The 23,882-nt window shown below is 73.4% G+C and carries 27 protein-coding genes; 18 read left to right on the forward strand and 9 right to left on the reverse strand.

The annotated features are described in order from the left end of the window. Window positions 1-387 carry a PLD nuclease N-terminal domain-containing protein gene (locus tag GL259_RS22325; protein ID WP_159535134.1) on the reverse strand — a complete coding sequence of 129 codons (387 nt, stop codon included), beginning with the start codon at window positions 385-387 and terminating at the stop codon, window positions 1-3. A gap of 88 nt (window positions 388-475) precedes the next feature. Between GL259_RS22325 and GL259_RS22330 the strand changes: the two genes are divergently transcribed. Genes GL259_RS22330 through mqnP form a run of 3 tightly spaced genes read left to right on the forward strand, consistent with a single transcriptional unit; the run spans window position 476 to window position 3,314 of the window. Continuing rightward, window positions 476-1,927, forward strand: a complete 1,452-nt coding sequence (locus tag GL259_RS22330; RefSeq protein WP_159535135.1) for a menaquinone biosynthesis decarboxylase — start codon at window positions 476-478, stop codon at window positions 1,925-1,927. Beyond that, complete coding sequence (locus GL259_RS22335) at window positions 1,924-2,394, forward strand: hypothetical protein (protein ID WP_159535136.1); 471 nt, start codon at window positions 1,924-1,926, stop codon at window positions 2,392-2,394. The genes GL259_RS22330 and GL259_RS22335 overlap by 4 nt, the downstream gene beginning before the upstream one ends. After that, entirely contained in the window at window positions 2,391-3,314 is a 924-nt protein-coding gene (mqnP, locus tag GL259_RS22340) for a menaquinone biosynthesis prenyltransferase MqnP (RefSeq protein ID WP_208026502.1), read from the forward strand. The genes GL259_RS22335 and mqnP overlap by 4 nt, the downstream gene beginning before the upstream one ends. A gap of 266 nt (window positions 3,315-3,580) precedes the next feature. On the opposite strand, the gene GL259_RS22345 is transcribed toward mqnP, so the two are convergent. Then, a complete protein-coding gene (locus GL259_RS22345) occupies window positions 3,581-3,781 on the reverse strand; it encodes a type II toxin-antitoxin system VapB family antitoxin (RefSeq protein WP_159535137.1) in 201 nt (66 codons plus the stop codon). 100 nt (window positions 3,782-3,881) lie between these two features. Here GL259_RS22345 and GL259_RS22350 point away from each other — a divergent pair, with 100 nt between their 5' ends. The 8 genes from GL259_RS22350 (at window position 3,882) to GL259_RS22385 (ending at window position 10,636) form a co-directional block, all read left to right on the forward strand. Next, window positions 3,882-4,556: a UbiX family flavin prenyltransferase gene (locus GL259_RS22350; protein WP_208026503.1), complete on the forward strand. Its 675-nt coding sequence runs from the start codon at window positions 3,882-3,884 to the stop codon at window positions 4,554-4,556. A 77-nt stretch (window positions 4,557-4,633) separates the two neighbouring features. After that, entirely contained in the window at window positions 4,634-5,092 is a 459-nt protein-coding gene (locus GL259_RS22355) for an Lrp/AsnC family transcriptional regulator (RefSeq protein WP_159538866.1), read from the forward strand. Window positions 5,093-5,140: 48 nt separating this feature from the next. Further along, window positions 5,141-6,304 carry an aminofutalosine synthase MqnE gene (gene mqnE, locus GL259_RS22360; protein WP_159535138.1) on the forward strand — a complete coding sequence of 388 codons (1,164 nt, stop codon included), beginning with the start codon at window positions 5,141-5,143 and terminating at the stop codon, window positions 6,302-6,304. An 85-nt stretch (window positions 6,305-6,389) separates the two neighbouring features. Then, on the forward strand, window positions 6,390-7,040 hold the full coding sequence (locus GL259_RS22365; protein WP_159535139.1) for a UdgX family uracil-DNA binding protein: 651 nt from the start codon (window positions 6,390-6,392) through the stop codon (window positions 7,038-7,040). 16 nt (window positions 7,041-7,056) lie between these two features. Beyond that, window positions 7,057-7,581 (forward strand): GNAT family N-acetyltransferase, encoded by a 525-nt coding sequence (locus tag GL259_RS22370; protein WP_159535140.1) that lies wholly within the window; start codon window positions 7,057-7,059, stop codon window positions 7,579-7,581. Window positions 7,582-7,706: 125 nt separating this feature from the next. Continuing rightward, a complete protein-coding gene (locus tag GL259_RS22375; protein WP_159535141.1) occupies window positions 7,707-8,018 on the forward strand; it encodes a DUF4229 domain-containing protein in 312 nt (103 codons plus the stop codon). Window positions 8,019-8,352: 334 nt separating this feature from the next. Then, complete coding sequence (locus GL259_RS22380) at window positions 8,353-9,684, forward strand: dicarboxylate/amino acid:cation symporter (protein WP_159535142.1); 1,332 nt, start codon at window positions 8,353-8,355, stop codon at window positions 9,682-9,684. Window positions 9,685-9,877: 193 nt separating this feature from the next. Continuing rightward, on the forward strand, window positions 9,878-10,636 hold the full coding sequence (locus GL259_RS22385; protein WP_159535143.1) for a TetR/AcrR family transcriptional regulator: 759 nt from the start codon (window positions 9,878-9,880) through the stop codon (window positions 10,634-10,636). On the opposite strand, the gene GL259_RS22390 is transcribed toward GL259_RS22385, so the two are convergent. Further along, the gene (locus GL259_RS22390) at window positions 10,606-11,439 is read right to left on the reverse strand and encodes a MaoC/PaaZ C-terminal domain-containing protein (protein WP_159538868.1); all 834 of its coding nucleotides are present in this window, start codon (window positions 11,437-11,439) and stop codon (window positions 10,606-10,608) included. The genes GL259_RS22385 and GL259_RS22390 overlap by 31 nt on opposite strands. A gap of 62 nt (window positions 11,440-11,501) precedes the next feature. Continuing rightward, a complete protein-coding gene (locus tag GL259_RS22395; protein ID WP_159535144.1) occupies window positions 11,502-12,809 on the reverse strand; it encodes a 3-oxoacyl-ACP reductase in 1,308 nt (435 codons plus the stop codon). A gap of 132 nt (window positions 12,810-12,941) precedes the next feature. On the opposite strand from GL259_RS22395, the gene GL259_RS22400 reads away from it, so the two are divergent. Beyond that, window positions 12,942-14,228, forward strand: a complete 1,287-nt coding sequence (locus GL259_RS22400) for an acetyl-CoA C-acetyltransferase (protein ID WP_159535145.1) — start codon at window positions 12,942-12,944, stop codon at window positions 14,226-14,228. A gap of 226 nt (window positions 14,229-14,454) precedes the next feature. After that, window positions 14,455-16,389, forward strand: a complete 1,935-nt coding sequence (locus GL259_RS22405; RefSeq protein WP_159538870.1) for an AMP-dependent synthetase/ligase — start codon at window positions 14,455-14,457, stop codon at window positions 16,387-16,389. A 129-nt stretch (window positions 16,390-16,518) separates the two neighbouring features. Here GL259_RS22405 and GL259_RS22410 read toward each other — a convergent pair whose 3' ends face one another. Then, window positions 16,519-17,451 carry a LysR family transcriptional regulator gene (locus tag GL259_RS22410; RefSeq protein ID WP_159535146.1) on the reverse strand — a complete coding sequence of 311 codons (933 nt, stop codon included), beginning with the start codon at window positions 17,449-17,451 and terminating at the stop codon, window positions 16,519-16,521. Between the two features lie 191 nt (window positions 17,452-17,642). Between GL259_RS22410 and GL259_RS39535 the strand changes: the two genes are divergently transcribed. Both GL259_RS39535 and GL259_RS39540 read left to right on the forward strand, forming a co-directional pair. Next, window positions 17,643-17,876: a DUF6817 domain-containing protein gene (locus GL259_RS39535; protein ID WP_208026504.1), complete on the forward strand. Its 234-nt coding sequence runs from the start codon at window positions 17,643-17,645 to the stop codon at window positions 17,874-17,876. Then, entirely contained in the window at window positions 17,873-18,106 is a 234-nt protein-coding gene (locus GL259_RS39540; protein WP_159535148.1) for a hypothetical protein, read from the forward strand. Before GL259_RS39535 ends, GL259_RS39540 begins: the two co-directional genes overlap by 4 nt. On the opposite strand, the gene GL259_RS22425 is transcribed toward GL259_RS39540, so the two are convergent. From GL259_RS22425 to GL259_RS22435, 3 genes are all read right to left on the reverse strand, one after another. Then, a complete protein-coding gene (locus tag GL259_RS22425; protein WP_159535149.1) occupies window positions 18,103-18,765 on the reverse strand; it encodes a class I SAM-dependent methyltransferase in 663 nt (220 codons plus the stop codon). The two genes, GL259_RS39540 and GL259_RS22425, sit on opposite strands and share 4 nt — an antisense overlap. A 76-nt stretch (window positions 18,766-18,841) precedes the next feature. Then, window positions 18,842-19,156, reverse strand: a complete 315-nt coding sequence (locus tag GL259_RS22430) for an AzlD domain-containing protein (protein ID WP_159535150.1) — start codon at window positions 19,154-19,156, stop codon at window positions 18,842-18,844. Beyond that, entirely contained in the window at window positions 19,153-19,896 is a 744-nt protein-coding gene (locus GL259_RS22435) for an AzlC family ABC transporter permease (RefSeq protein ID WP_243762359.1), read from the reverse strand. The genes GL259_RS22430 and GL259_RS22435 overlap by 4 nt, the downstream gene beginning before the upstream one ends. Before the next feature lie 70 nt (window positions 19,897-19,966). Here GL259_RS22435 and GL259_RS22440 point away from each other — a divergent pair, with 70 nt between their 5' ends. Further along, on the forward strand, window positions 19,967-20,533 hold the full coding sequence (locus GL259_RS22440; protein WP_159535151.1) for an XRE family transcriptional regulator: 567 nt from the start codon (window positions 19,967-19,969) through the stop codon (window positions 20,531-20,533). Between the two features lie 176 nt (window positions 20,534-20,709). On the opposite strand, the gene GL259_RS22445 is transcribed toward GL259_RS22440, so the two are convergent. Then, complete coding sequence (locus GL259_RS22445; protein ID WP_003992177.1) at window positions 20,710-20,913, reverse strand: cold-shock protein; 204 nt, start codon at window positions 20,911-20,913, stop codon at window positions 20,710-20,712. A 297-nt stretch (window positions 20,914-21,210) separates the two neighbouring features. Between GL259_RS22445 and GL259_RS22450 the strand changes: the two genes are divergently transcribed. Together GL259_RS22450 and GL259_RS22455 are read left to right on the forward strand one after the other, a co-directional pair. After that, window positions 21,211-22,059, forward strand: coding sequence for a menaquinone biosynthesis protein (locus tag GL259_RS22450; protein WP_159535152.1), 849 nt, complete (start codon window positions 21,211-21,213; stop codon window positions 22,057-22,059). Between the two features lie 72 nt (window positions 22,060-22,131). Beyond that, a complete protein-coding gene (locus tag GL259_RS22455; RefSeq protein WP_159535153.1) occupies window positions 22,132-23,871 on the forward strand; it encodes a serine/threonine-protein kinase in 1,740 nt (579 codons plus the stop codon). Window positions 23,872-23,882 lie beyond the last annotated feature (11 nt).

Consider the following 23,882-nt stretch of genomic DNA (forward strand, 5'->3'; position numbering starts at 1 on the left):
TCACTCGCCCCGGTCGCGCTTGTCGCCGTCCTTGTCGCCGTCCTCGTCCCGGTCCCTGCTCACGTCCTTGTCCCCGTCCCCGTCCCGGGTCCCGGGCCTGTCGTCGCCCAGCGACTTCAGGAACTCGGGGTTGTCGTCGGGCGCCACCCACTGCTGCCGGCCGCCCCGGCTCCAGGCGGACCCGACGGCGCCGCCCGCGCCCGCGGGGTGCCGCTTCTTGCCGGCGATGATCCACGAGATCGAGCCGACGAGCGGGAACAGCAGCACGAGGATCGCCCACAGCGGCTTGGGCATGTGACGGATGTCCTCCTCCTCCGTGCTGATGCAGTCGATGAACGCGTAGACGCTCAGCGCCAGAGGCACGAGGAACATCAGCACCCGGAGCATGGGACCTCTCCAGAGGGAAGGGGGTCGGGGCCGTCGGCACAGCCCCCAGGTACAGGGCCAGGGTAGCCGCTCGGGGATACTTGACCGCATGGCTTACGACGATCTTCGCTCCCTGCTCAGGGCGCTGGAGCGCGAGGGTGACCTCAAGCGCATCAAGGCCGAGGTCGACCCGCACCTGGAGGTCGGTGAGATCGTCGACCGGGTGCAGAAGGCCGGCGGTCCCGCGCTGCTCTTCGAGAACGTGCGCGGCTCGAGCATGCCCCTCGCGATGAACGTGTACGGCACCGACCGCCGCCTGCTGAAGGCGCTCGGCCTGAAGTCGTACGCGGAGATCTCCGAGAAGATCGGCGGCCTGCTCAGGCCCGAGCTGCCGCACGGCTTCGTCGGCGTGCGCGAGGCCTTCGGCAAGCTCGGCGCGATGACGCACGTGCCGCCGAAGAAGGTGAAGGACGCGCCGGTGCAGGAGGTCGTCCTGCGCGGCGACGACGTGGACCTCGAACGGCTCCCCGCCCTGTTCACCTGGCCCAAGGACGGCGGCTCCTTCTTCAACCTGGGCCTGACCCACACCAAGGACCCCGAGACGGGCGTCCGCAACCTGGGCCTGTACCGCCTCCAGCGCCACGACCGGCGCACCATCGGCATGCACTGGCAGATCCACAAGGACAGCCGCAACCACTACCAGGTCGCCGCCCGGCGCGGCGAGCGGCTGCCGGTCGCCATCGCCTTCGGCTGCCCGCCGGCGGTGACGTACGCCTCCACCGCCCCGCTCCCCGGCGACATCGACGAGTACCTGTTCGCCGGGTTCCTGCAGGGCAAGCGGATCGAGATGGTCGACTGCAAGACGGTCCCGCTCCAGGTCCCGGCCCAGGCGGAGGTCGTCCTGGAGGGCTGGCTGGAGCCGGGCGAGATGCTGCCCGAGGGCCCCTTCGGCGACCACACCGGCTTCTACACCCCGCAGGAGCCCTTCCCGGCGCTGACCATCGACTGCGTGACCATGCGCAAGCGCCCGCTGCTCCAGTCGATCGTCGTCGGCCGCCCGCCGACGGAGGACGGCCCGCTCGGCCGCGCGACGGAACGCTTCTTCCTGCCGCTGCTCAAGATCATCGTCCCGGACATCGTGGACTACCACCTCCCCGAGGCCGGCGGCTTCCACAACTGCGCGATCGTCTCGATCGACAAGAAGTACCCCAAGCACGCGCAGAAGGTCATGCACGCCATCTGGGGCGCCCACATGATGTCGCTGACCAAGCTGATCGTGGTCGTCGACTCCGACTGCGACGTGCACGACCTGCACGAGGTCGCCTGGCGGGCCCTCGGCAACACCGACTACGCCCGTGACCTCACCGTCGTCGAGGGCCCCGTCGACCACCTCGACCACTCCTCCTACCAGCAGTTCTGGGGCGGCAAGGCGGGCATCGACGCGACGAAGAAGTGGCCCGAGGAGGGGTACACGCGCGACGGGGGCTGGCCCGACATGGTCGAGTCCGACCCGGACACCGCCGCCCTGGTCGACCGCCGCTGGAAGGAGTACGGACTGTGAGTCCCCTCGCCGTGGGCGGTCCGGCGCTCTTCATCGGCACCGGCACCGACTACGTGGCCCTGGTGCGGCCCGAGCTGGACCCGGCCGACCCGGGGGTCCGCCGGGTCGCCGACGAGGCGGGTGTCACGCCGGAGGAGCTCGCGGGTCCCGGCGACACCTGGGCGGTGCTCTTCGAGCACGGCGGCGAGGGCGACGGCTTCGAACTGCCCGGTGTGCGCGACGCGGAACCCGCCGGCTTCGCCCGGCTGCTGCGCGACGGGCTCGCCGCGGCGAGCGGGCCGTTCACGGTCGACGGCGGCGCGGTGCTGCGGCTGGACGCCCGTCCGTCCGGCGCGGACGCGTACGCCTTCACGGCGCACGTCACCCCGCCCGAGGACGCGGGGACACCCCTGACCGTGGAGACGGGTCCGCTGCCCGTCGCCGGACTGCTGGCCGACCTCGACACGTTCCTCGGGAGCCTCGCATGATGACCACCGCCGACGGAGTCGTGGGCCCGGGTCCGGCACCGCGGCCGGCCGGGAGGGTGAAGGCGTTCCTGCGCCTGGTGATGATCGAGCACTCGGTCTTCGCCCTCCCCTTCGCCTACATCGCCGCGCTCACCGCGATGTACCAGTGGGACGCGAACATCCACTGGGGCCGACTGCTGCTGGTCACCCTCGCCATGGTCGGGCTGCGGACCTTCGCGATGGCCGCCAACCGGATCATCGACCGCGAGATCGACGCCCGCAATCCGCGCACCGCGCACCGCGAGCTGGTCACCGGCGCGATGTCGGTGAGGCACGCCTGGACGGGCGCGCTCGTCGCCCTCGTCGTCTTCCTGGGCGCGGCGGCGCTGCTCAACCCGCTCTGCCTGGCCCTCGCGCCCGTCGCCGTGATCCCGATGGTGGTGTATCCGTACGGCAAGCGGTTCACGAACTTCCCGCAGGCCATCCTCGGCCTCGCCCAGGCGATGGGCCCGGTCGGCGGCTGGCTGGCCGTCACCGGCAGCTGGTCCTGGGAGGCGGTCGTCCTCGGTCTCGCGGTCGGTGTCTGGATCGGCGGCTTCGACCTGATCTACGCCTGCCAGGACGTCGACACCGACCGCGAGACCGGCGTGAAGTCCGTCCCGGCCCGCTTCGGCGTCCCGGCCGCCATCCGGGGCGCCCGCGCCTGCCACGCCGTGACGACGGCGCTGTTCGTCTGGTACGCGCTCCTCACCGGCGCCGGCGCCTTCTTCTGGCTGGGCCTGCTGATCGTCGCCGGCGCCTTCGTCTACGAGCACACCATCGTCCGCCCGACCGACCTGTCCCGCCTGAACAGGGCGTTCTTCAGCGTCAACGGCTTCATCGGGATCGCCCTGTTCGTGTGCGCGCTGCTGGACCTGCTGGTGCGCGGTCTGACCCTGTAGAAGTCGGTGCGCCGGGCGCCGGCCCGGGTTCTCACCGGCACCCTGCGGATCGCCCTGCGGGGAAACCCCGGGAAAGTACGGCGCTCGCGGTCGCACGCCTCGGTGGCGTGCGACCTGCCGGTGGCGGGGCGGTGTCCTGAGCCCGGGTGGCCGACGACCGGGAGTCCTCACGGGCTGTCCCGTGCCCGCCGTCCGGCAAGTCCGCGCGATGAACCCCTGGGCGCCTGCCCCGGCAGTCCGGCCGCCGGCACGCGGCCGGCCGGGGCTCAGCCCTGCGGCTCCTGCGGCCTGGCGTCGACCTCGCGCAGCCCCTGGTCCCTGAGTTCGGTGCGGGCCTCGGTGCGGTGGCCGCGGGCGATGTAGTCCCGCACGACCGCCTCGACCGCGTCCTGAGGCGAGCCGACCCCCGCCAGGACCATCACCTCCACCACGAGTTCCGCGTCGAGGCTGATGTTCACCTTGGCCATCGTTCCCCCTTCGTCGCCCGTGCGCGCACTGTAGCCGCTTCCGGAGGTCCCCGACCGGTCCTGAGCGCCGCCGCCCTCCGCCCGCCGGTAGGCTCAAGGCGTGAACGCAGGAGAAACGGGGCGCAAGCCTTGGATCGTGGGGGTGTCCGGGGCGTCCGGGACGCCCTACGCAGCCGCTGTGCTGCGTGCGCTTCTCGCGGCGGGGGAGAGCGTCGACCTCGTCGTCAGCCGGGCCTCGCGGCTCACCCTGCTCGACGAGACCGGCCTCTCCTACCGGGACGCCCATTGGCGGGACGACCTGTGCCGATGGCTGTCCCGGGGCGCGGACGGCAAGCCGGACACCTTCGCCGTGGACCTCGACGGCGTACGGCACTGGGCCGCCGGTGACCTCGCGGCCGGGCCGTCCTCGGGGTCGTACCCGAGCAAGGGCATGCTGATCGTGCCCGCCTCCACGGCCTGCGTGGCCGGGGTGGCGCTCGGGCTGTCCAAGGACCTGTTGCAGCGGGCGGCGAGCGTGACCCTGAAAGAGGGACGCAAGCTGGTCGTGGCCGTGCGGGAGACCCCGCTGAACGGCCAGACCCTGCGGCACCTGGTCGCCCTCGACGACGCGGGCGCGGCCGTGGTGCCCGCCTCACCGGCCTTCTACGCGGGCGCGACGCACATCCAGGACCTGGTGGACTTCGTCGCCGGACGCGTGCTCGACGCGGCGGGCGTCGAGCACCGCCTCTACCGCCGCTGGGAGGGCGAACTCGGCGGCGGATCCCGCTCCGACTGAGCACACGCCGCAACGGCACGGCAACGCACCACCCTCTCAGGAACTTTCATCCCTCTTCAGTGGAAGGCTTCGATTCGATGGACGCGGTGGACAGGCAGCTCATCCAGGCCCTGAGGGAGAACGGCCGGGCCTCCTACGCGGAGCTGGGGCGCCTCGTCGGACTGTCGGGCCCCAGCGTCACCGACCGCATCAACCGGCTGGAGGCGGCCGGTGTCATCACCGGCTACCGCGCCACCGTGGACGCCGCCTCGCTCGGCCTCGGCGTGACCGCCCTGATCGGCATCTCGCTCTCGGACGCCGCCGACCACGAGGACGTGGCGCAGCGGCTGAAGGACCTGAGGGAGATCGAGGACTGCTGGTTCATCGCCGGCGACGACTCCTTCATGCTCAAGGTGCGGGCGAACGACGTGGACGGACTGGAGAAGATCATCCGCCGGCTGTCCGGCACCAAGGGCGTCTCCCGGACCCGTACCACCATCGTGCTCTCCACGAAGTGGGAGAACCGCGTCGGTGAGCTGCCCGAAGAGGTCCGCTAGCCGGGGCGTACGGTGGGCGGAGTCTGTCTGAGGAAAAGAGGGATCGGCATGGACGTCGGGCTCAAGCGCGAGCTGGAGGACAAGGTCAGGGCGGGCGTGCGCCTGACCCGTGAGGACGGCATCGCGCTGTACGAGTCGGACGACCTGGCCTGGCTGGGCGGGCTGGCGCACGAGGTGCGGACGCGGCTGAACGGCGACGTGGTGCACTTCAACGTCAACCGCCACCTCAACATGACGAACGTGTGCACCGCCTCCTGCGCGTACTGCTCCTTCCAGCGCAAGCCGGGGGAGAAGGACGCGTACACGATGCGCATCGAGGAGGCGGTGCGGCTGGCCAAGGCGATGGAGCCGGAGAACCTCACCGAGCTGCACATCGTCAACGGGCTGCACCCGAACCTGCCGTGGCGCTACTACCCGCGTTCCCTGCGCGAGCTGAAGGCCGCCCTGCCGGGGGTGTCGCTGAAGGCGTTCACCGCCACCGAGATCCACCACTTCGAGACCATCTCCGGGCTGTCCGCCTCGCAGATCCTCGACGAGCTGATCGACGCGGGCCTGGAGTCGCTGACCGGCGGCGGCGCGGAGATCTTCGACTGGGAGGTGCGGCAGCACATCGTCGACCACCGCACCCACTGGGAGGACTGGTCGCGCATCCACCGGCTGGCGCACCAGAAGGGGCTGAAGACCCCGTGCACCATGCTCTACGGCCACATCGAGGAACCCCGCCACCGGGTGGACCACGTGCTGCGGCTGCGTGAGCTGCAGGACGAGACCGGCGGCTTCCAGGTGTTCATCCCGCTGCGCTACCAGCACGACTTCGTGGACGTGAAGGACGGCAAGGTCCGCAACCGGCTGCAGGCGCGCACCCGGATGGCCACCGGCGCGGAGGCGCTGAAGACGTTCGCCGTCTCCCGGCTGCTGTTCGACAACGTGCCGCACGTCAAGGTCTTCTGGGTGATGCACGGCGTGCAGACCGCGCAGCTGGCGCTGCAGCACGGCGCGGACGACATGGACGGCTCGGTGGTCGAGTACAAGATCACGCACGACGCCGACAACTACGGCACCCCGGACAAGCTGACCCGCGAGGACCTGCTGGACCTGATCCGCGACGCCGGCTTCCGCCCGGTGGAGCGCAACACGCGCTACGAGATCATCCGCGAGTACGACGGCCCCGACCCGGCACGCCGGGAGTCCCCGCAGCCGATGCGGGTCTGACCCGGGACGCGGGGAGGCGCCGCCGCGCCCGGCGCGGGCCGGGGCCGGGGCGTGAGGCCGGTGGCCGGGCGGGTACCCGCCCGGCATGGCCGTCACCCGGGCGCCCGAGGACGCCTACACCGCCGAACCCTTCGTCCCGGACCGCGGTGGTCTGACCGCCCTGCGCGAGGCCGCCGCCGGCTGCCGGGGCTGCCCCCTGCACCGCGACGCCACCCGCACCGTCTTCGGCGCCGGGACCGCCGACGCCCGCGTCATGCTCGTCGGCGAGCAGCCCGGCGACCAGGAGGACCGGCAGGGCAAGCCGTTCGTCGGGCCCGCCGGCAAGCTGCTCGACCGGGCGCTGGCCGAGGCGGGCATCGATCCCGGCGAGGCGTACGTCACCAACGCGGTCAAGCACTTCAAGTTCACGCGGACCGGGGAGCGGGGGCGCCGGATCCACAAGACGCCCGGCCGGCGCGAGATGACGGCGTGCGGGCCGTGGCTCGCCGCCGAGCTGGCGGTCGTCGAGCCGGAGCTGATCGTCGTGCTGGGCGCGACCGCGGGGAAGGCGCTGCTCGGCCCGTCGTTCCGGGTGACGCAGGTGCGCGGCACGGTGCTGGAGGAGGAGGTCCACGGCCGCCGCGAGCGGCTGGTGCCCACCGTGCACCCGTCGGCGGTGCTGCGGGCGGACGACCGGGAGGCGGCGTACCGGGGGCTGGTCGCGGACCTGAAAATCGCGGCACAGGCCCTTGGGTAAGGGTTAGCATCCTTGCATGCCCCTTACCTTCACGCTCGATCCCGCCGTCACCCGTGAACTGCGCGACGGCATCCTCGACCTCTGGACCGACGTCTCCAACGCGGGCGGAGCCGTCGGCTTCGTGCCGCCGGTGACGCGCGAGGAGATCCGGCCCGAGCTGGTGCGGCAGTTCGCGGCGATGGCGGAGGGGCGTTCCCGCCTCCTCGTCGGGCGCGACGAGGAGGGGCGGGTGGCCGCGACGGCGTTCCTCACCTTCAACACCCACCGCCTGATGACCCACTGGATCTGGCTCTACACGGTGATGCTCCACCCCCGCCACCAGGGCCGGGGCCACGGCCGTGACCTGCTGGCCGCCGCCGAGCGCGCCGCCCGCGGGTTCGACGGCATCCGGGCGATACGCCTCACCTGCCGCGGCGGCCTCGGCCTGGAGCGCTTCTACGCCTCCTGCGGCTACAAGGAGGTCGGCCGCGTCCCCGGCGCGATCCGGGTGGCCCCCGGCGACGAGCGGGACGACGTCATCATGCTGCTGCCGCTGACCTGAGGCGGCCCCGGGCCGCACCCCCCTGGAGGGCCGGCGGTCCGGGCGTGTTTCACTGGAGGCTGCCCCCGTGTCCCTTTGGGACGGTCTGGGGGGTGTTCCGGCCGGACGTAGGAAGAGTGGATGAGATGCTCCGCTACACGCTGATGCGCCTCGGGATCTTCGTGGGTTGCCTCGTGGCCGTCTGGGGCCTCGTCTACTCCGGCCTCGCCCCGCGCGGCCTCGGCGACTCCAACGGCCTGTGGGTCGTCCTGCTCGCGCTGGTGATCTCGGCCCCGATCAGCTTCGTCGCGCTCCGCAAGGAGCGGGACCGGGCCTCCGAGCGGATCGTGCAGCGGATGGACCGGGCCAAGGCCAACCTGGAGGCCAACCGCAACCAGGAGGACGTCGCCGACGACGCCGCCCGCACGCGGGGCCAGGCGCAGGGCCAGGCTTCGTAAGCTCCGTCACACCTCGCGTCACCTCCACGGCGCCCCGGTTTCCGAAATCCCCTGGAAACCAGGGCGCTTTGCGTTGTGCGGGTACTTTTCTCCCCGCGCCTGTCAAAGCAAGGCTTTGGGTGTCTCAAAGTTCAGGTGTTACGGTCTTCGGGTGAAGTCAGCAGCCGTGTTCCCCACGCCCCGGAGAGTTCCGCTCGTGGCGCGCCTGCACGTGGACCTCTGCCGGGTCACCTCCGCGAACTGTCGCCCCTGAGGCCTTCGCGAACCGCCGTCCCCCGGCGTCCCGCGACCCGCGCCCCACGTCACCTTCCTCACGCGTCCCCTTCATCGGAGCATGTCCGTGTCCACGAACACGAAGCCCTCGCTGTCCTTCCGGGCACCCTTCTGGGCTCAGATACTCGCCGGCCTCGTCCTGGGCGTCCTGCTCGGCTGGCTCGCCCGCAGCCAGGACCTCTCCTGGCTCGTCACCACCCTCGAGAAGGTCGGCGGGACCTTCATCGGCCTGCTGAAGCTGGCCGTCGCCCCGCTCGTCTTCTTCGCGATCCTGGTCTCCATCACCAACCTGCGGAAGGTCAACAACGCGGCCCGCCTGGCCTCGCGGACCCTCCTCTGGTTCATGATCACCTCGCTGATCGCGGTGGCCATCGGCCTCGTCATCGGCCTGGTCACCAACCCCGGCGCGGGCACCGGCCTCACCCCGGCGGACGGCGGCGATCCGGAGAAGACCGGCTCCTGGATCGACTTCCTCACCGGCATCGTGCCGACCGACGTGATCACGCCGTTCACCGAGCTGAACGTGCTGCAGATCGTCTTCATGGCCGCCGTCGCCGGCATCGCCGCACTCCAGCTCGGCGAGAAGGCCCAGCCGATCCTCACCCTGAGCGAGTCCGTCCTCGAACTCCTCCAGAAGGCCCTGTGGTGGGTCATCCGCCTCGCCCCGCTCGGCACCGTCGGCCTCATCGGCAACGCGATCGCCACCTACGGCTGGGACCTGATCGGCAAGTACGCCACCTTCACCGCCGACATCTACGTCGGCTGCGCGATCGTCCTCTTCGGCGTCTACCCGGCGCTGCTCGCGACCGTCGCCAAGGTCAACCCGGTGCAGTTCTTCAAGGGTGCCTGGCCCGCGATCCAGCTGGCCTTCGTCTCCCGCTCCTCGGTCGGCACCATGCCGCTGACCCAGAAGGTCACCGAGCGCCTGGGCGTGCCCAGGGAGTACGCGTCCTTCGCGGTCCCGTTCGGGGCCACGACGAAGATGGACGGCTGCGCCGCGATCTACCCGGCCATCGCCGCGATCTTCGTCGCCCAGATCTTCGACATCCAGCTCGGCGTCGGCGACTACCTGCTGATCGCGTTCGTCTCGGTGGTCGGCTCCGCCGCCACGGCCGGACTCACCGGCGCGACGGTCATGCTGACCCTCACCCTCTCCACGCTCGGCCTGCCCATGGAGGGCGTCGGCCTGCTGCTCGCGATCGACCCGATCCTGGACATGATCCGCACCGCGACCAACGTCGCCGGACAGGCCCTGGTGCCGGTCGTCGTCTCCGCCCGCGAGGGCCTGCTGGACCGCGACGCCTACGACGCGGTCCACGCCTCGCCGATCGACGAGGCCCCGATCGACGCGGCCCCGGCCGACGAGACCGGGCGGGTCCCCGCGGCGGCCTGACCGCCCCGGCTCCCACGCCTCCCCTCCGCACCACCCCGACGTCCGCCCGCGGCAGCCCGACGCACGGCTGCCGCGGGCGGACGTCCGTCCACGGGGCGCTGCCGTGACCGGCGGGCGCGGCGCGCCCCCGCGGGTGTCCGACGAGCGCCGTCGCCGGACGGGGGGACGGCCGCGGGCCCGTACGCTAATCCGCATGGGTGCCGTGAAGACCAAGCGGATGCCGCGTGCGGTCCGTGAACAGCAGATGCTGGACGCCGCCGTACAGACCTTCGGCCAGCGGGGGTACACGGCCGCGTCGATGGACGAGATCGCCGAACTGGCGGGCGTGTCCAAGCCCTTGGTCTACCTGTACCTGAACTCCAAGGAAGACCTCTTCACCGCCTGCATCCGCCGTGAGGCGAAGGCCCTCACCGAGGCGGTGCGCGCCGGTGCCCGCCCGGGCCTGCCCGCCGACCGCCAACTCTGGTCGGGCCTGACGGCGTTCTTCACGCACACCGCGCTCCACCCCGACGGCTGGTCCGTGCTGCACCTCCGGGCCCGCACGCACGGCGAGGTCTTCGCCGCCGAGGTCGCCGCGATGCGCGCGGAGATCGTGGCGTTCGTGACGCAGCTCATCCTCGCCGCGGCCCGCGAGGCCCACCGTGACCCGGACCTGCCCGAGCACGAGGTCTCCGGGCTCGCGGAGGCCCTGGTCGGCGCCGCCGAGTCGCTCGCCGACTGGGCCAACGCCACCCCCGGCGTCACGGCCCGGCAGTCCGCGGCCACGCTGATGAACTTCGCCTGGGCGGGGCTGGGCGACCTGATGGCGGGACGCCGCTGGTCACCGCCCGACGACGGCACGGACGACACGGACGACAGGGACGACACGGACGACACGGACGACAGGGACGGCGGCGCGGACGGGCCCCGCGCCCGGGCGGATCACACCGGGCGGACGTCCCCCGTCAGGTGAACCCGGCCGCCGGCCCCCCGCAGCTCGAAGCGCCCGCCGCGCGCCGCGTACGTCACCGTCCCCGGCAGCAGGACCGGTGCCCTGAAGTCCGCCCGCACCACCGCCGCGTCCGGGGTGCCGTGCGCGGCGAGGCAGCGGGCCACGGTCCACATGCCGTGCGCGACGGTGCGGGGGAAGCCGAAGAGGCGCGCGGTGAGCGGGTGCAGGTGGATGGGGTTGCGGTCGCCGGAGACGGCGCCGTACCGGCGTCCGACGTCCCCGGCCGGCCGCCACTCGGCCACGGCGGGCAGCGGCTCGTGCGGCGCGCGCTCCTCCCGGTGCGCGGCGGGCCGCCCGGAGGTCCGGTGCCGGGCCAGGTACGTGCTCCGCGACTCCCACACCACGTCCCCGCCGTCCCGCACCTCGGTGACCACGGCGGCCTCGGTGCCCCGCCGGTGCGGCGCCAGCGCCTCGACCCGCACCGACAGCTCGTACGTGCCGGTGGCCGGCAGCGGCCGGTGGCGGGTGATCCCGATCGACGTGTGGACCAGCCCGAGCAGCGGCAGCGGGAAGTCCCGGCCGCTCATCAGCCGCATGGCCAGCGGGAAGCCCAGCACGTGCGGATACGTCGGCGGCAGCGCCTCCGCCCCGGTCGGGAAGCCGCACACCCTCTCGTACGCGGCCAGCCGCGCGGGGTCGATCCGCAGCCCGGGCAGCACCAGCCGGGTGCGCGGGAAGGCGGCGTCGGGGCGGGGCCGTCTGAAGGGCGACAGCAGGGCGCCCCGGGCGAGCAGCGGGGCCAGGGCGGGGGGTGCGGTGAGCACGACGGGGGGCGCCGGGGCGGCGGGGGGCGTCGAGGGCGCGGGGTCGGCGGGTGCCACGGCGGTCACGCTCCCAGCAGGCTCTGGCCGCAGACCCGTACGACCTGGCCGTTCACCGCGGCCGAGGCCGGGTGGGCGAGCCAGGCGGTGGTCTCGGCGACGTCGACCGGCAGGCCGCCCTGCGCGAGGGAGTTCATCCGGCGGCCCGCCTCGCGGATGAACAGCGGCACGGCGGCCGTCATCCTCGTCTCGATGAACCCGGGCGCGACCGCGTTCACGGTCACCCCGTGCTCGGCGAGCGCGCGCGGCGCGAGGGCGCGGACCAGGCCGACGACGCCCGCCTTGCTCGCCCCGTAGTTGGTCTGCCCGGCGTTCCCGGCGATCCCCGCGATGGAGGCCGTGGCGACGATCCGGCCGCCCCGCTTCAGCGTCCCGGCGGCGAGCAGCGCGTCGGTCGTGCGCAGCACGCTTCCCAGGTTCACCTCCAGCACCGAGGTCCAGCGCTCGGCGGGCATGTTGACCAGCCGCCGGTCACGGGTGACGCCGGCGTTGTGGACGAGCACGTCCAGGCCGCCGGGGAGGGCGTCGGCGATCCGGGCGCCCGCGTCGGCGGCGGTGATGTCGAGCGGGAGCGCGACGCCGCCGAGCCGTTCGGCGACGCGCCGTGCGTCCTGTTCGGCCTGCGGCACGTCGAGGACGACCACCTCGGCGCCGTCCCGGGCCAGCGTCTCGGCGACCGCCTCCCCGATGCCCCGCGCGGCGCCGGTGACCAGGGCGGTGCGGCCGGCGAGGGGGCGCTCCCCGTCGTGGGGGGCGACGGGACCGTGCGGGCCGACCTCGATCACCTGGCCGCTGACGTAGGCGGACTTGGGGGAGAGCAGGAAGCGGAGGGTGGACTCGGCGGCGGCGGCGTCGGTGAGGCGGACCAGGTTCACGGTCCTGCCCCGGCCGATCTCCTTGCCGAGGGAGCGGGTGAAGCCCTCCAGCGCCTGCTGGGCGGCGGCCTGGTGATGGTCGGCGGCGTCGAGCGGGGCGCCCAGCACCACGATCCGGCCGCTCGCGGCGACCGACCGGACGACGGGGTGCAGGGCCGCGTGCACCTCGGCGAGCCCTTCGACGTCCCGTATCCCGCTGGCGTCCAGGACGACGGCGGCGGGCCGGCCGGCGGTGTCGTCCGTGCCGCGTCCGGCGCGGGCGAGGACGGGGGCGAGATCGAGGCCGGAGGTGCCCGCGGTGAGGTGGAGCAGTCCGCCGTCCAGCTCCGGCCGCTCGGGCGACCAGCGCCGGAGCGCCGCGGGCTGGGGGAGTCCCAGGCGGCGCGTCAGGAAGCGGCCGGGCGCGGTGCCGGTGAAGCTCAGGTAGCGGTCGGCCATGAAGGACTCCCAGCGGGGGTGGAGGGCTCGCTCTGGACGTGCTCGGGACTCGCTGCGGTGCTTACCCCGTCGCTTACTCTGAAGTAAGGTTACCGGAGGTAAGCCTATGTCACCGGTGAGGAGCAGGTCGAGATGAGCCCCCTGAAGCCGGCCGCCGTGCGGCGCGTCGCGGTCGTCGGCGGCAGCCGCGTGCCGTTCGCCCGCTCCGACGGCCCCTACGCCACCGCCTCCAACCAGGAGATGCTCACCGCCGCCCTGGACGGCCTCGTCGAGCGGTACGGACTCCAGGGGCCCGGCGCGGTGGGCGAGTTCGTGGCCGGCGCGGTCCTCAAGCACAGCCGCGACTTCAACCTCGCCCGGGAGACGGTCCTCGGCTCGCGCCTGGACCCCCGCACCCCCGCGTACGACGTCCAGCAGGCCTGCGGCACCGGCCTCCAGGCGGTCGTCGCCGCCGCCAACAAGATCGCCCTCGGCCAGACCGAGGCCGCGGTCGCGGGCGGCGCCGACACCGCGAGCGACGCGCCCCTCGGCGTCAACGACGACCTGCGCAAGGTGCTGCTGGAGGCACGGCGCGCGAAGTCCCTCGGCGCCCGCCTCAAGGCCCTCGCGAAGGTGCGCCCGGGCCACCTCGTGCCCGACATCCCGCGCAACGCCGAACCGCGCACCCACCTCTCCATGGGCGAGCACGCCGCCGTCACCGCGCGCGCCTGGGGCATCACCCGCGAGGCCCAGGACGAACTCGCCGCCACCAGCCACCAGCGGCTGGCGGCGGCCTACGAACGCGGCCTGTTCCAGGACCTGGTGGTGCCCTTCCGCGGCCTGGCCCGCGACCAGAACCTGCGCCCGGGCTCGACGGTGGAGAAACTCGCGGCGCTGAAGCCGGTGTTCGGCCTCGACCACCCCGGCCCCACCATGACGGCGGGCAACTCGACCCCGCTCACGGACGGCGCCGCGGTGGTGCTGCTGGCGAGCGAGGAGTGGGCGTCGGCGCGGGGACTGGAACCCCTGGCGTACCTGACCGCGTACGAGACGGCCGCCGTGGACTTCGTGCACGGCGACGTGGCGGGCGGCGAGGACGGCCTGCTGATGGCCCCGGCGTACGCGGTCCCGCGCATGCTGGAGCGCGCCGGACTGGGCATGGAGGACTTCGACCTGATCGAGGTCCACGAGGCGTTCGCCTCCCAGGTGCTGGCGACGCTGGCGGCCTGGGAGAAGCGCGGGCTGGCCCCCGTCGACCGCGCCCGCCTGAACGTGGCGGGCTCGTCCCTGGCCACCGGCCACCCCTTCGCCGCCACCGGCGCCCGCATCGTGGCGACCCTGGCGAAACTCCTCGCCGAACGGGACGCCCCCGCCCGGGGACTGATCTCGATCTGCGCGGCGGGCGGACAGGGCGTGACGGCGATCCTCGAACGCGCGTGAACGACGCGGGGGTTACGTGAGTGACCCTCACGTAACCCCCGACACTGCACACACCCGTCCCCGGTTCCTCCCCGTACCCGCACAGACCCCCCACGTCAGAGCCGTACGATCCCGGGACCGGCCGACGACGACCCCTCTCCCGGGCGCCGCCGGTGAGCGCCTCGGCGTGCGAGGCCCGTACGTCATCGGCAACAAGCAGTTCCCCTGCACGCCCCAGGAGCCGCCCGTGTCCGCCGCGCATCCCTCCGCCGCGTATTCCTCCGACCTCGACGACGACGTCTACGGCGCACCCGTCCTGGTCGAACCCGAGATCCGGCGGCTGGACGGAGTCGTACGGGAGGTGTCCGTACCGCCGTTCGCCAAGCCGGTGCGGCACGGATCGCTCGCCGACCTGCCGTTCGACAACGCGGGCGCGGCCGGGGACGCGGTGGTCCTCGGCCGGAGGACGGCGGACGGCGGCTGGCGGGACGTGACGGCCGCCGAGTTCGCCGCGGAGGTCATGGCCGTGGCGAAGGGGATGATCGCCGAGGGCCTGATGCCGGGCGACCGGATCGCCGTCATGGCCCGCACGATCTACGAGTGGACGGTCCTCGACTTCGCCGCGTGGGCCGCCGGACTCGTCACCGTGCCCGTCTACCCCACCTCCTCCGTCTACCAGGCCCGCTGGATCCTGCACGACTCGGGCGCGGTCGCCCTGATCACGGAGACCGCGGCGCAGGCCGCCGCGCTCGGCCCCGAGTTCCCCCACCTGCCCGACCTGCGGCACGTGTGGATCGTCGAGAAGGACCACGTCGAGCGGCTCGCGGAGGCCGGCGCGCACGTCCCGGACCAGGAGGTGGACGTACGCCGCGGCGTCCTGGGCCCCGACACCCTCGCCACCCTCGTCTACACCTCGGGCACGACGGGCCGCCCCAAGGGCTGCGCCCTCACCCACGGCAACTTCTTCGCCGAGGTGGACAACGCCATCGAACTGCTCTACCCCGTCTTCAGGGCACGGACGAGCGAAGAGGCCTCCGTCCTCCTCTTCCTGCCCATGTCCCACGTCTTCGGCCGCATGGTCGCCGTCGCCTGCGTCCGCGCCCGGGTCCGCCTCGGCCACGCGCCGAGCCTGAAGGCGGAGGACCTGCTGCCGGACCTGGCGAGCTTCCGGCCCACCTGCCTGCTGGCCATCCCCTACATGCTGGAGAAGGTCTTCAACGCCGCCCGCGCCAAGGCGGAGGCGGGCGGACGCCTGTCCACCTTCGACCGCGCGGCGTCGGTCGCCCGCCGCTACGGCGAGGCACTGGAGGCCCGGCAGACCGGCACGGGCCCCGGCCCGTCCCGGTCCCTGAGGACCGGCCGCGCCTTCTACGACCCCCTGGTCTACCGCCGCCTGCGCAACGCCATGGGCGGCAGGGTCCGCTACGCCATCTGCGGCGGCTCCCCGCTCGGCCGCCGCCTCGCCGCGTTCTACGCCGGCGCCGGCATCGAGGTCTTCGAGGGGTACGGCCTGACGGAGACGACCGGCGCCACCACGGTGACGCCCCCGCTCAAACCCCGCCTGGGCACGGTGGGCTGGCCGCTGCCCGGCACGCGGATCCGCATAGCGGCGGACGGCGAGATCCTGGTCGCGGGCGAGCACGTGCTCCGCGGCTACTGGGACTCCCGGGCGGGCGGAGTCGTCCCCGCGGCGCCCGACGGCTGGCTCCCCACGGGGGACATCGGCGAACTGGACGACGAGGGCTACCTGACGATCACGGGCCGCAAGAAGGAGCTGATCATCACCGCGGGCGGCAAGAGCGTCGCCCCGGCCCCGCTGGAGGACTGGCTCCGCTCGCACCCCCTGATCTCCCAGGTCATGGTGGTCGGCGAGAACCGCCCCTACGTCTCCGCCCTGATCACCCTGGACCCCGACGGCGTCAACCACTGGCGCCGGATGAACGGCAGGCACCCGGTCCCGCCGGAGCTCCTCACCGACGACGAGGAACTGCGCGCCGTCCTCCAGCGCGCGATCGACGAGGCCAACAAGACGCTCTCCCGCCCGGAGTCGATCCGCCGCTTCACGATCCTGCCCGTGGACTTCACGGAGGAGGCGGGCCACCTGACCCCGTCGATGAAGCTGCGGCGCGAGGCGATCATGCGGGACTTCGCGGGAGAGGTCGAGGGGCTGTACGAGGGGTAGCCAGGGCGAGGAGGGGCGAGGGGGAGGGCCGTCGCCGCGGGCGACGCGGGGTGGAGCGCAGCGGAACCCAGCGCCCTTGACGCGGGGCGCGGAGGCACGACACCGATCAGGAAGCGGGCGGCCCCGCGGTCACTTGTCACCCACGTGCCCGTCGGCGGACCCGCCCGAGGCACTCCGGCGGCAGCTGTCCGTCACCGTGTCCGCGAACGCCCTCGCCAGTGGGGTCAGCGCGTCCCAGCGGCGGACCGCCCAGCCGACCGACAGGGGGCGCAGCGCGCGGATCGGGACCAGGCGCAGAGGGCCCTCCTCGCCGGGGACGGCGTGACCCGGCAGTGCGGGCACCACCGCCCGGCCCAGTCCCAGCTCGGCCAGCAGCAGCGCGGTGTCCCAGTCGGCCACGCTGGTGTCGAAGGTGAAACGGACCCCGGACTCGGCGCAGGCGGCGTCCAGGTGGGCGGCGGAGGTCGAGTTGGGCGGCAGGCGTATCAGGCGCAGGTCCTGCAGCTCGCGCGGGTCGAGGGAGGGGCGCGTGGCCAGCGGGTCGTCGGACCGCATCGCGAGGACCCACGGCAGGTCCGTCACCGCCCGCTGCTCGACGCCCCGCACGGGCGCGCCGAGGGTGATCCACGCCAGGTCCAGCTCGCTGTCGGCCAGCGCGTCGAAACAGCCCCGGCTGGAGCTCTCCGTGCGGAACTCCAGGCGGACGTCGGGGTAGCGCTGCCGGAAGGCGACGACCGCGCCCGACATGAAGTGCCGTACGGTCGTGGCGCCCGTGGCGATCCGCACCGAACCGCGCTCGCCGTCGACGAGTTCCCGCAGCCGCCGCAGTGCCGCGTCCAGGCCGGTGAGGCCTTCGGAGGCGGCGGCCTCCAGCAGACGGCCGGCCCGCGTCGGGACGACCCCGCGCGGGCGCCGTTCCAGCAGGCTGACTCCCGTCTCCCGCTCCAGCCGCTTCACGTGCTGGCTCACCGCCGACTGCGTGCACGCCAGGTCGCGGGCGACCGCGCTCAGACTGCCGGCCCGGCACACGGCCACGAAGACACGAAGGTCGTCAAGGGTCACAACACCCAAGCTAACACTTGGGGTTGGGGACAGATTCCAAGGATTGACTCGAGGGGCGGCTCTCCGCGACGATCGTCGCAGGGCCCGGGCGGCAACCCGCTCCCGGCTCCCGCCGAGGTCCGGACCAGGGCGGGGGAGGCGAGCGGGTGCCGACCCACCGCGTCCGGCCGCCGCTGAAGGGACCCCCGTCCGTGGACACCGGCACCGATCGAGCCCGTGCCCTGCTGGAGCGGTGCGGCGCCGCGACCGTCGTCCATCCCGGCGGCACCCTGCTCGCCCACCTCGACCGCGTACGGACCCTGCTCGCGAGCCGGCAGGCCCGTCCCGCGCTCCAACCCGCCGGGTCCTGCCACGCCTTCCACGGGACCGACGGTTTCCCCGGGGCCCTGCTGCCCCCGGCCGCCGCCACGAACTCGCCGCCGTGATCGGCCCCGAGGCCGAGGCGACCGTGTCCACGTACGCGAGCTGCGACCGCACGGCCACCTCCCCCGCGCTCACCGCCCCGGGATCCCCCTTCCGCGACCGCTTCACCGGCCGCCCGCACCACCCGGGGACCCGGACGCGCCGGGACTTCGCCGAGCTCACCGCCGCGCCGTACGGGGGGATCCGGGGGCGGGACCGCTCCGGGAACCGACGGGACGGCTCCGGGAACTAGGGGGTCAGCGGCGGCCTGCGGGCGATCAGGATCGCCTGCGGGGTCGACTCGCCGAGCGCCTCGTCCGCCGCCCGCACGGAGCGCAGCCCGACCGTGAACCCGGACGCCTCCAGGATCCCGGCGATCCGCTCCGGCCGGCGGCGCTGGAAGTCGGCGGAGACCGGGTGGCCGAAGGGCTGTTCGACGCGCAGGGGCTCGTCCCCGACCTGGAAGGCGAGCAGCAGACGGCCCCCGGGCGTCAGGACCCTGCGGAACTCGCCGAAGAGGGAGGGGAGTTCGTCGTGCGGGGTGTGGACGGTCGAGTACCAGGAGACGACGCCGGCCAGACTGCCGTCGGGGAGGTCCAGGTCGAGCATCGAACCCTGCTCGAAGCGCAGGTCCGGGTGCTCGCGGCGGGCGACGGCGAGCATCGACGCCGACAGGTCGAGGCCGAAGACGGAGAGGCCGAGGGAGGCGATGTACGCGGTCACCTTCCCGGGGCCGCACCCCAGGTCGGCCACCGGGCCGTCCTTCCCGACCAGTTCGGCGAAACCGCCCATGACGGCCCGGTCCAGCGGATGCGCCATGTGTACGTCGCGGAAGTGGGCGGCGTAGTCCTCGGCGATGGCGTCGTAGAAGGCGCGGGTGGTGACCACGTGGTCGGCGTCGGTGTCGGTCATGGCCGAGCACCTTATCCGCGCCCACCGACATCCACGGGCGTCCCCTGGCACCCGTGGGTATCCACCGGCACCCGGGTCACGCGACTCCCGCCGCCCGCAGCAGCGCCGTCGTCCCCGCCGCGCCGAGGACGACGACCGCGAACGGGGCCCGCCGCCACGCCAGCGCCCCGCCCACCAGCACTCCCGCCGGGCGCGCCCACCCCGCGAAACCCCCGCCCTCGGTGAGCGCCCCCGTCGCCAGCAACGCCACCAGCAGAACCACCGCGCCGGCGGACAGCAGCTCCTGCACCCGGGCCGGCGGCTCCACCCGTCCGTGCAGCACCGGCCCGACCAGCCGGAAGGCGTACGTGCCGACCGCCAGCACCAGGATCACCGCGACCGTCGCACTCACGCCGGCCGCCCCGCACCACGCCCGCGCCGGTGCAGCACCAGCCCCGCCAGCGCCACCAGCACCGGCACGCCCGCCGGCACCACCGGTGTCACCGCCAGGGCCAGCGCCGCGCCGGGCACGGCGGCCCGGCGGACGTCCGCGTCCTGGCGCAGGGCGGGCAGCACCAGGGCGACCAGGACGGCGGGGAAGGCCGCGTCCAGCCCGTAGCGCGCCGTGTCCCCCAGCGCGTCGCCGGCCAGCGCGCCCGCCAGCACCCCCGCGTTCCACACGGCGAACAGGCCGAGCCCCGAGATCCAGAACGCCGTCCGCCGCCGCGCCGGATCCCGCTGGGCGAGGGTGAAGGCCACCGTCTCGTCGGTCACCAGGTGCGCCCCCACCAGGCGGGCGAGCCGCCCGCGGCCGATGTGCTCGGCGACGGCGAGGCTGAAGGCCGCCGTGCGGGTGTTGAGCAGCAGCCCGGTGGCCGCCGCCGCGAGCGGGCCGCCCCCGGCCAGCAGCACGCCCACCGCGCTGAACTGCGCCGAGCCCGCGTACACGACCAGCGACATCACCACCGGCACCCACACCGGCAGCCCTCCGGCGACGGCGATCGCCCCGAACGACACGCCGACGATGCCGCCGGCCAGGCAGACGAGGGACACGTCACGGAGCAGGTCGGGGTCGGGGGACGGGAGGACCGAGGAGAAGCGCGGTGCCCGCGGTGTCCACGGTGGCCGCGTTGTTCGTTGGGGCGAACGCATGTTTCCTACCATGGACAGACGAGCTCATGTTCGTCAAGACGAACGATCGGACCGCTGGAGCGAACGCGACATGACCGACGACACCCCGCCCCGCCTCCCCCTCGACTGGATCGCCGCCGCCCTGCGCCGCGAGCGCACCCGCGTCGGGCTCTCCCTCTCCGAGCTGGCCAAACGGGCCGGGATCGCCAAGTCCACGCTGTCCCAGCTGGAGGCGGCGAGCGGGAACCCCAGCATGGAGACCATCTGGGCGCTGGCGGTGGCGCTCGGGGTGCCGTTCAGCGCGCTGGTGGAGCCGCCGGCGCCCGCCGTCCAGGTGATCAGGGCGGGACGGGGGCCGACCGTGCGCTCCGAGCAGTCCAGCTACGTCGCCACGCTGCTGTCGGCGAGCCCGCCGGGGGCGCGGCGCGACCTCTACGCGGTGGGGCTGGAGCCGGGGACCGTGCGCGCCTCGGAACCGCACATTCCGGGGACGGTGGAGCACATCGTGGTGAGCGCCGGGCGCGTGAAGGCGGGGCCCGACGGAGAGAGCGTCGAACTCGGCCCGGGGGACTACATGGCGTACCGGGGGGATGTGCGGCACGCGTACGAGGCGCTGGAACCTCACACGGAATTCGTGCTGATCATGCAGCACGTATGAGAGGAATTCCCCGGAAATTCATCGGAACTCGCGCGGCCCGAACGGCCTGGACGGCCCGCGGGGCCCGGGCGGCCCGGACGGTCCCGTGCCGCAATGCATCCGGAAAGGCAGGAGCCCCGTCGCCTGACGGCGCGGGGCTCCTTGGGTACTGCTAGTCGTTCCCGGATCGGCGAGGATCAGACCGGGGTGACGTTCTCCGCCTGCGGGCCCTTCGGGCCCTGCGTGACGTCGAAGGACACCTGCTGGTTCTCCTCAAGGGAGCGGAAGCCGCTCGCGTTGATCGCGGAGTAATGGACGAAGACGTCGGGGCCGCCGCCTTCCTGGGCGATGAAACCAAAGCCCTTTTCGGCGTTGAACCACTTCACGGTTCCGGTAGCCATAAGCCCTCCTTGGGCCCAAAGGGTTGCCCTGCTCCAGAACCAGCAAGTGTGAAGACAAATTCTGCACAATCGCTTATGTCTGAGAACGACGAGAGCCCGCGGTCACATGCTCCGCAGGCTCTGTACTGCAAGGGAAACCAAACTGCAACTTGCGATGAGCCTAGCACGCGACGAGCCGAATGCAATAGAGGCCAAGATCACTTCACCCGAATGTTTGAACGTCCCGTCCGTCACACCCCTCCGGTCGAACACGGGGGCGAACGTCCCCGTGCCCCGCACGAGGGCTAGCCTCACGATGTGGACAATCCTCGCACCCGGCCGCGCGTCGGCCACATCCAGTTCCTGAACTGCATGCCCCTGTACTGGGGGCTCGCGAGAACGGGCACGCTCCTCGACTTCGAGCTGACCAAGGACACCCCGGAGAAGCTCAGCGAGAAGCTCGTGCAGGGAGACCTCGACATCGGGCCGATCACCCTCGTCGAGTTCCTCAGGCACGCGGACCGGCTCGTCGCCTTCCCCGACATCGCCGTCGGCTGCGACGGCCCGGTCATGTCCTGCGTGATCGTCTCGCAGGTCCCGCTGGACCGGCTGGACGGCGCCCGCGTCGCCCTCGGCTCGACCTCGCGCACCTCCGTACGCCTCGCCCAGCTCCTCCTCGCCGAGCGGTACGGCGTACAGCCCGAGTACTACACCTGCCCGCCCGACCTGAGCCTGATGATGCAGGAGGCCGAGGCGGCCGTCCTCATCGGGGACGCGGCACTGCGCGCGAACATGCTCGACGGACCGCGCTACGGCCTGGACGTGCACGACCTGGGCGCGCTGTGGAAGGAGTGGACGGGCCTGCCGTTCGTGTTCGCGGTGTGGGCGGCGCGCCGCGACTACCTGGAGCGCGAGCCGGTCATCACCCGCAAGGTGCACGAGGCCTTCCTCGCCTCCCGCAACCTCTCCCTCGAGGAGGTCGGCAAGGTCGCCGAGCAGGCGGCCCGCTGGGAGGCGTTCGACGAGGCGACCCTGGCCCAGTACTTCACCACCCTCGACTTCAGCTTCGGGCCCCCGCAGCTGGAGGCGGTCGCGGAGTTCGCCCGCCGGGTCGGACCGACGACGGGGTTCGCGGCGGACGTGACGGTGGACCTGCTGCGGCCCTGAGGGCGACGGGCCCGGCCACTACCCTGCTGGGAGGTTCTGGCGTAGGGGCGTGACGGGGGAGGGGTGGACGCCATGCGGCCGCTCGAACGGGACGAACCCACGGTCGTGGGGCCCTACCGGCTGCTCGGCCGGCTCGGCTCGGGCGGCATGGGCCGGGTCTACCTGGGCCGCAGCGCCGGGGGCCGCACGGTCGCGGTGAAGATCGTGCACCCGCACTTCGCGCTGGACGAGGAGTTCCGGGCCCGCTTCCGCCGCGAGGTCGACGCCGCCCGCCGGGTGGGCGGCGCCTGGACGGCGCCCGTCCTGGACGCCGACCCCGACGCCCGGGTCCCGTGGGTCGCCACCGCCTACGCGGCCGGCCCGTCCCTGGCGGCGGCCGTCACGGACACCGGCCCGCTGCCCGCCCCCACCGTGCGGGCGCTGGGCGCGGGCCTGGCCGAGGCGCTGGCGGCGGTGCACGCACTGGGCCTGGTGCACCGGGACGTGAAGCCGTCGAACGTCCTCCTCACCCTCGACGGCCCGCTGCTCATCGACTTCGGCATCGCCCGCGCCACGGACGGCACGGCCTCCCTGACGTCGACGGGCGTGTCGATCGGCTCCCCCGGCTACATGTCCCCCGAGCAGATCCTCGGCAAGGGCGTCACGGGCGCGGCGGACGTCTTCTCCCTGGGCGCGGTGCTGGCGTACGCGGCGACGGGCCGGCCGCCGTTCCCCGGGGACTCCTCGGCGGCGCTGCTGTACAAGGTCGTCCACGAGGCCCCGGAGCTGGGCGAGTGGGACGGCGAGGTGCGCGAGCTGACGGAGGCGTGCCTGGACAAGGACCCGGCCGCGCGCCCGGCCCCGGCCGAGGTGTCCCGGCGGCTCGCCCCCGAGGGCGCCGCCCGGCTGATGGCGGGCGGGTGGCTGCCGGGAGTACTGGTGGAACGGGTGAGCCGGGCCGCGGTGCAGGTGCTGAACCTGGAGGCGGGGGCGGGGACGGGCGCGGGGAGCGTGCCGGGGCCGGCGTCCGGACCGGTGGACTTCAGCAGCCCGTCGGTCGGGGAGGCCCCGGCGGCCGGCGTGGCGGCCGGCGGGGGGACCGGCACGGCGGCCGGGGTGTTCGGTCCGCCGCCGGACATGCCGGCGGCCGGGGGGACGGGTGCCGCCGGCGTCCCCGGGCCGCGTGGCGGGCAACGCGACGCGCGGCCACGGCCGCACGCGGGCCCGCACCCGCCGACCCGGCCCGCGGGCCGCCCTCCCCGTGCCGGCAGGCTCTCCCTCTCCGTCTCGGCCACGTCCGCCACCGAGCGCGGCGCCGGCCGCGGCAGACGGATGAGCTGCACGGTGGCCCTCGCGGTCGCCGGAGCACTGGCCGCGGTCACCGTCGGATCGGTGTTCCTGCGCGACCTGCTGCCGGGCGACTCCCGGGGCGGCTCGTCCGGCCCGGACGGCGGAGCCCAGTCGAAGGCACCCGTCACCGCGGTCCCCGCCGCGTACGTCGGCACCTGGGAGGGCCAGGCCACCTCCCGTGACGGCATCGCCGTCCCCCTGGGCACGTTCCGGGTGACGATCGAACAGGGGAAGGTGGGCGAACGGGTCGGCACGCTCCGCCACACCGACATCTTCGGCGGCGTCTGCGACGACGTCCTCACCCTGAAGCAGGTCACGGACAAGCAGCTCGTCACGGACTCCGTCGGCGCGAAGTCCAACCGCGACGTGTGCAACCAGGCCCTGCACACCGTGCGCCTCACCCCGGTCGGCGACGACCTGGTGTACACGTCGGACAGCAAGGCCTCGGGGCGGCCGGAGGCACGGCTGTCGAAGGTCAGGTAGCGGCGGACTCC

The organism is Streptomyces sp. Tu 3180 (genome assembly GCF_009852415.1).
Classification (GTDB): domain Bacteria; phylum Actinomycetota; class Actinomycetes; order Streptomycetales; family Streptomycetaceae; genus Streptomyces.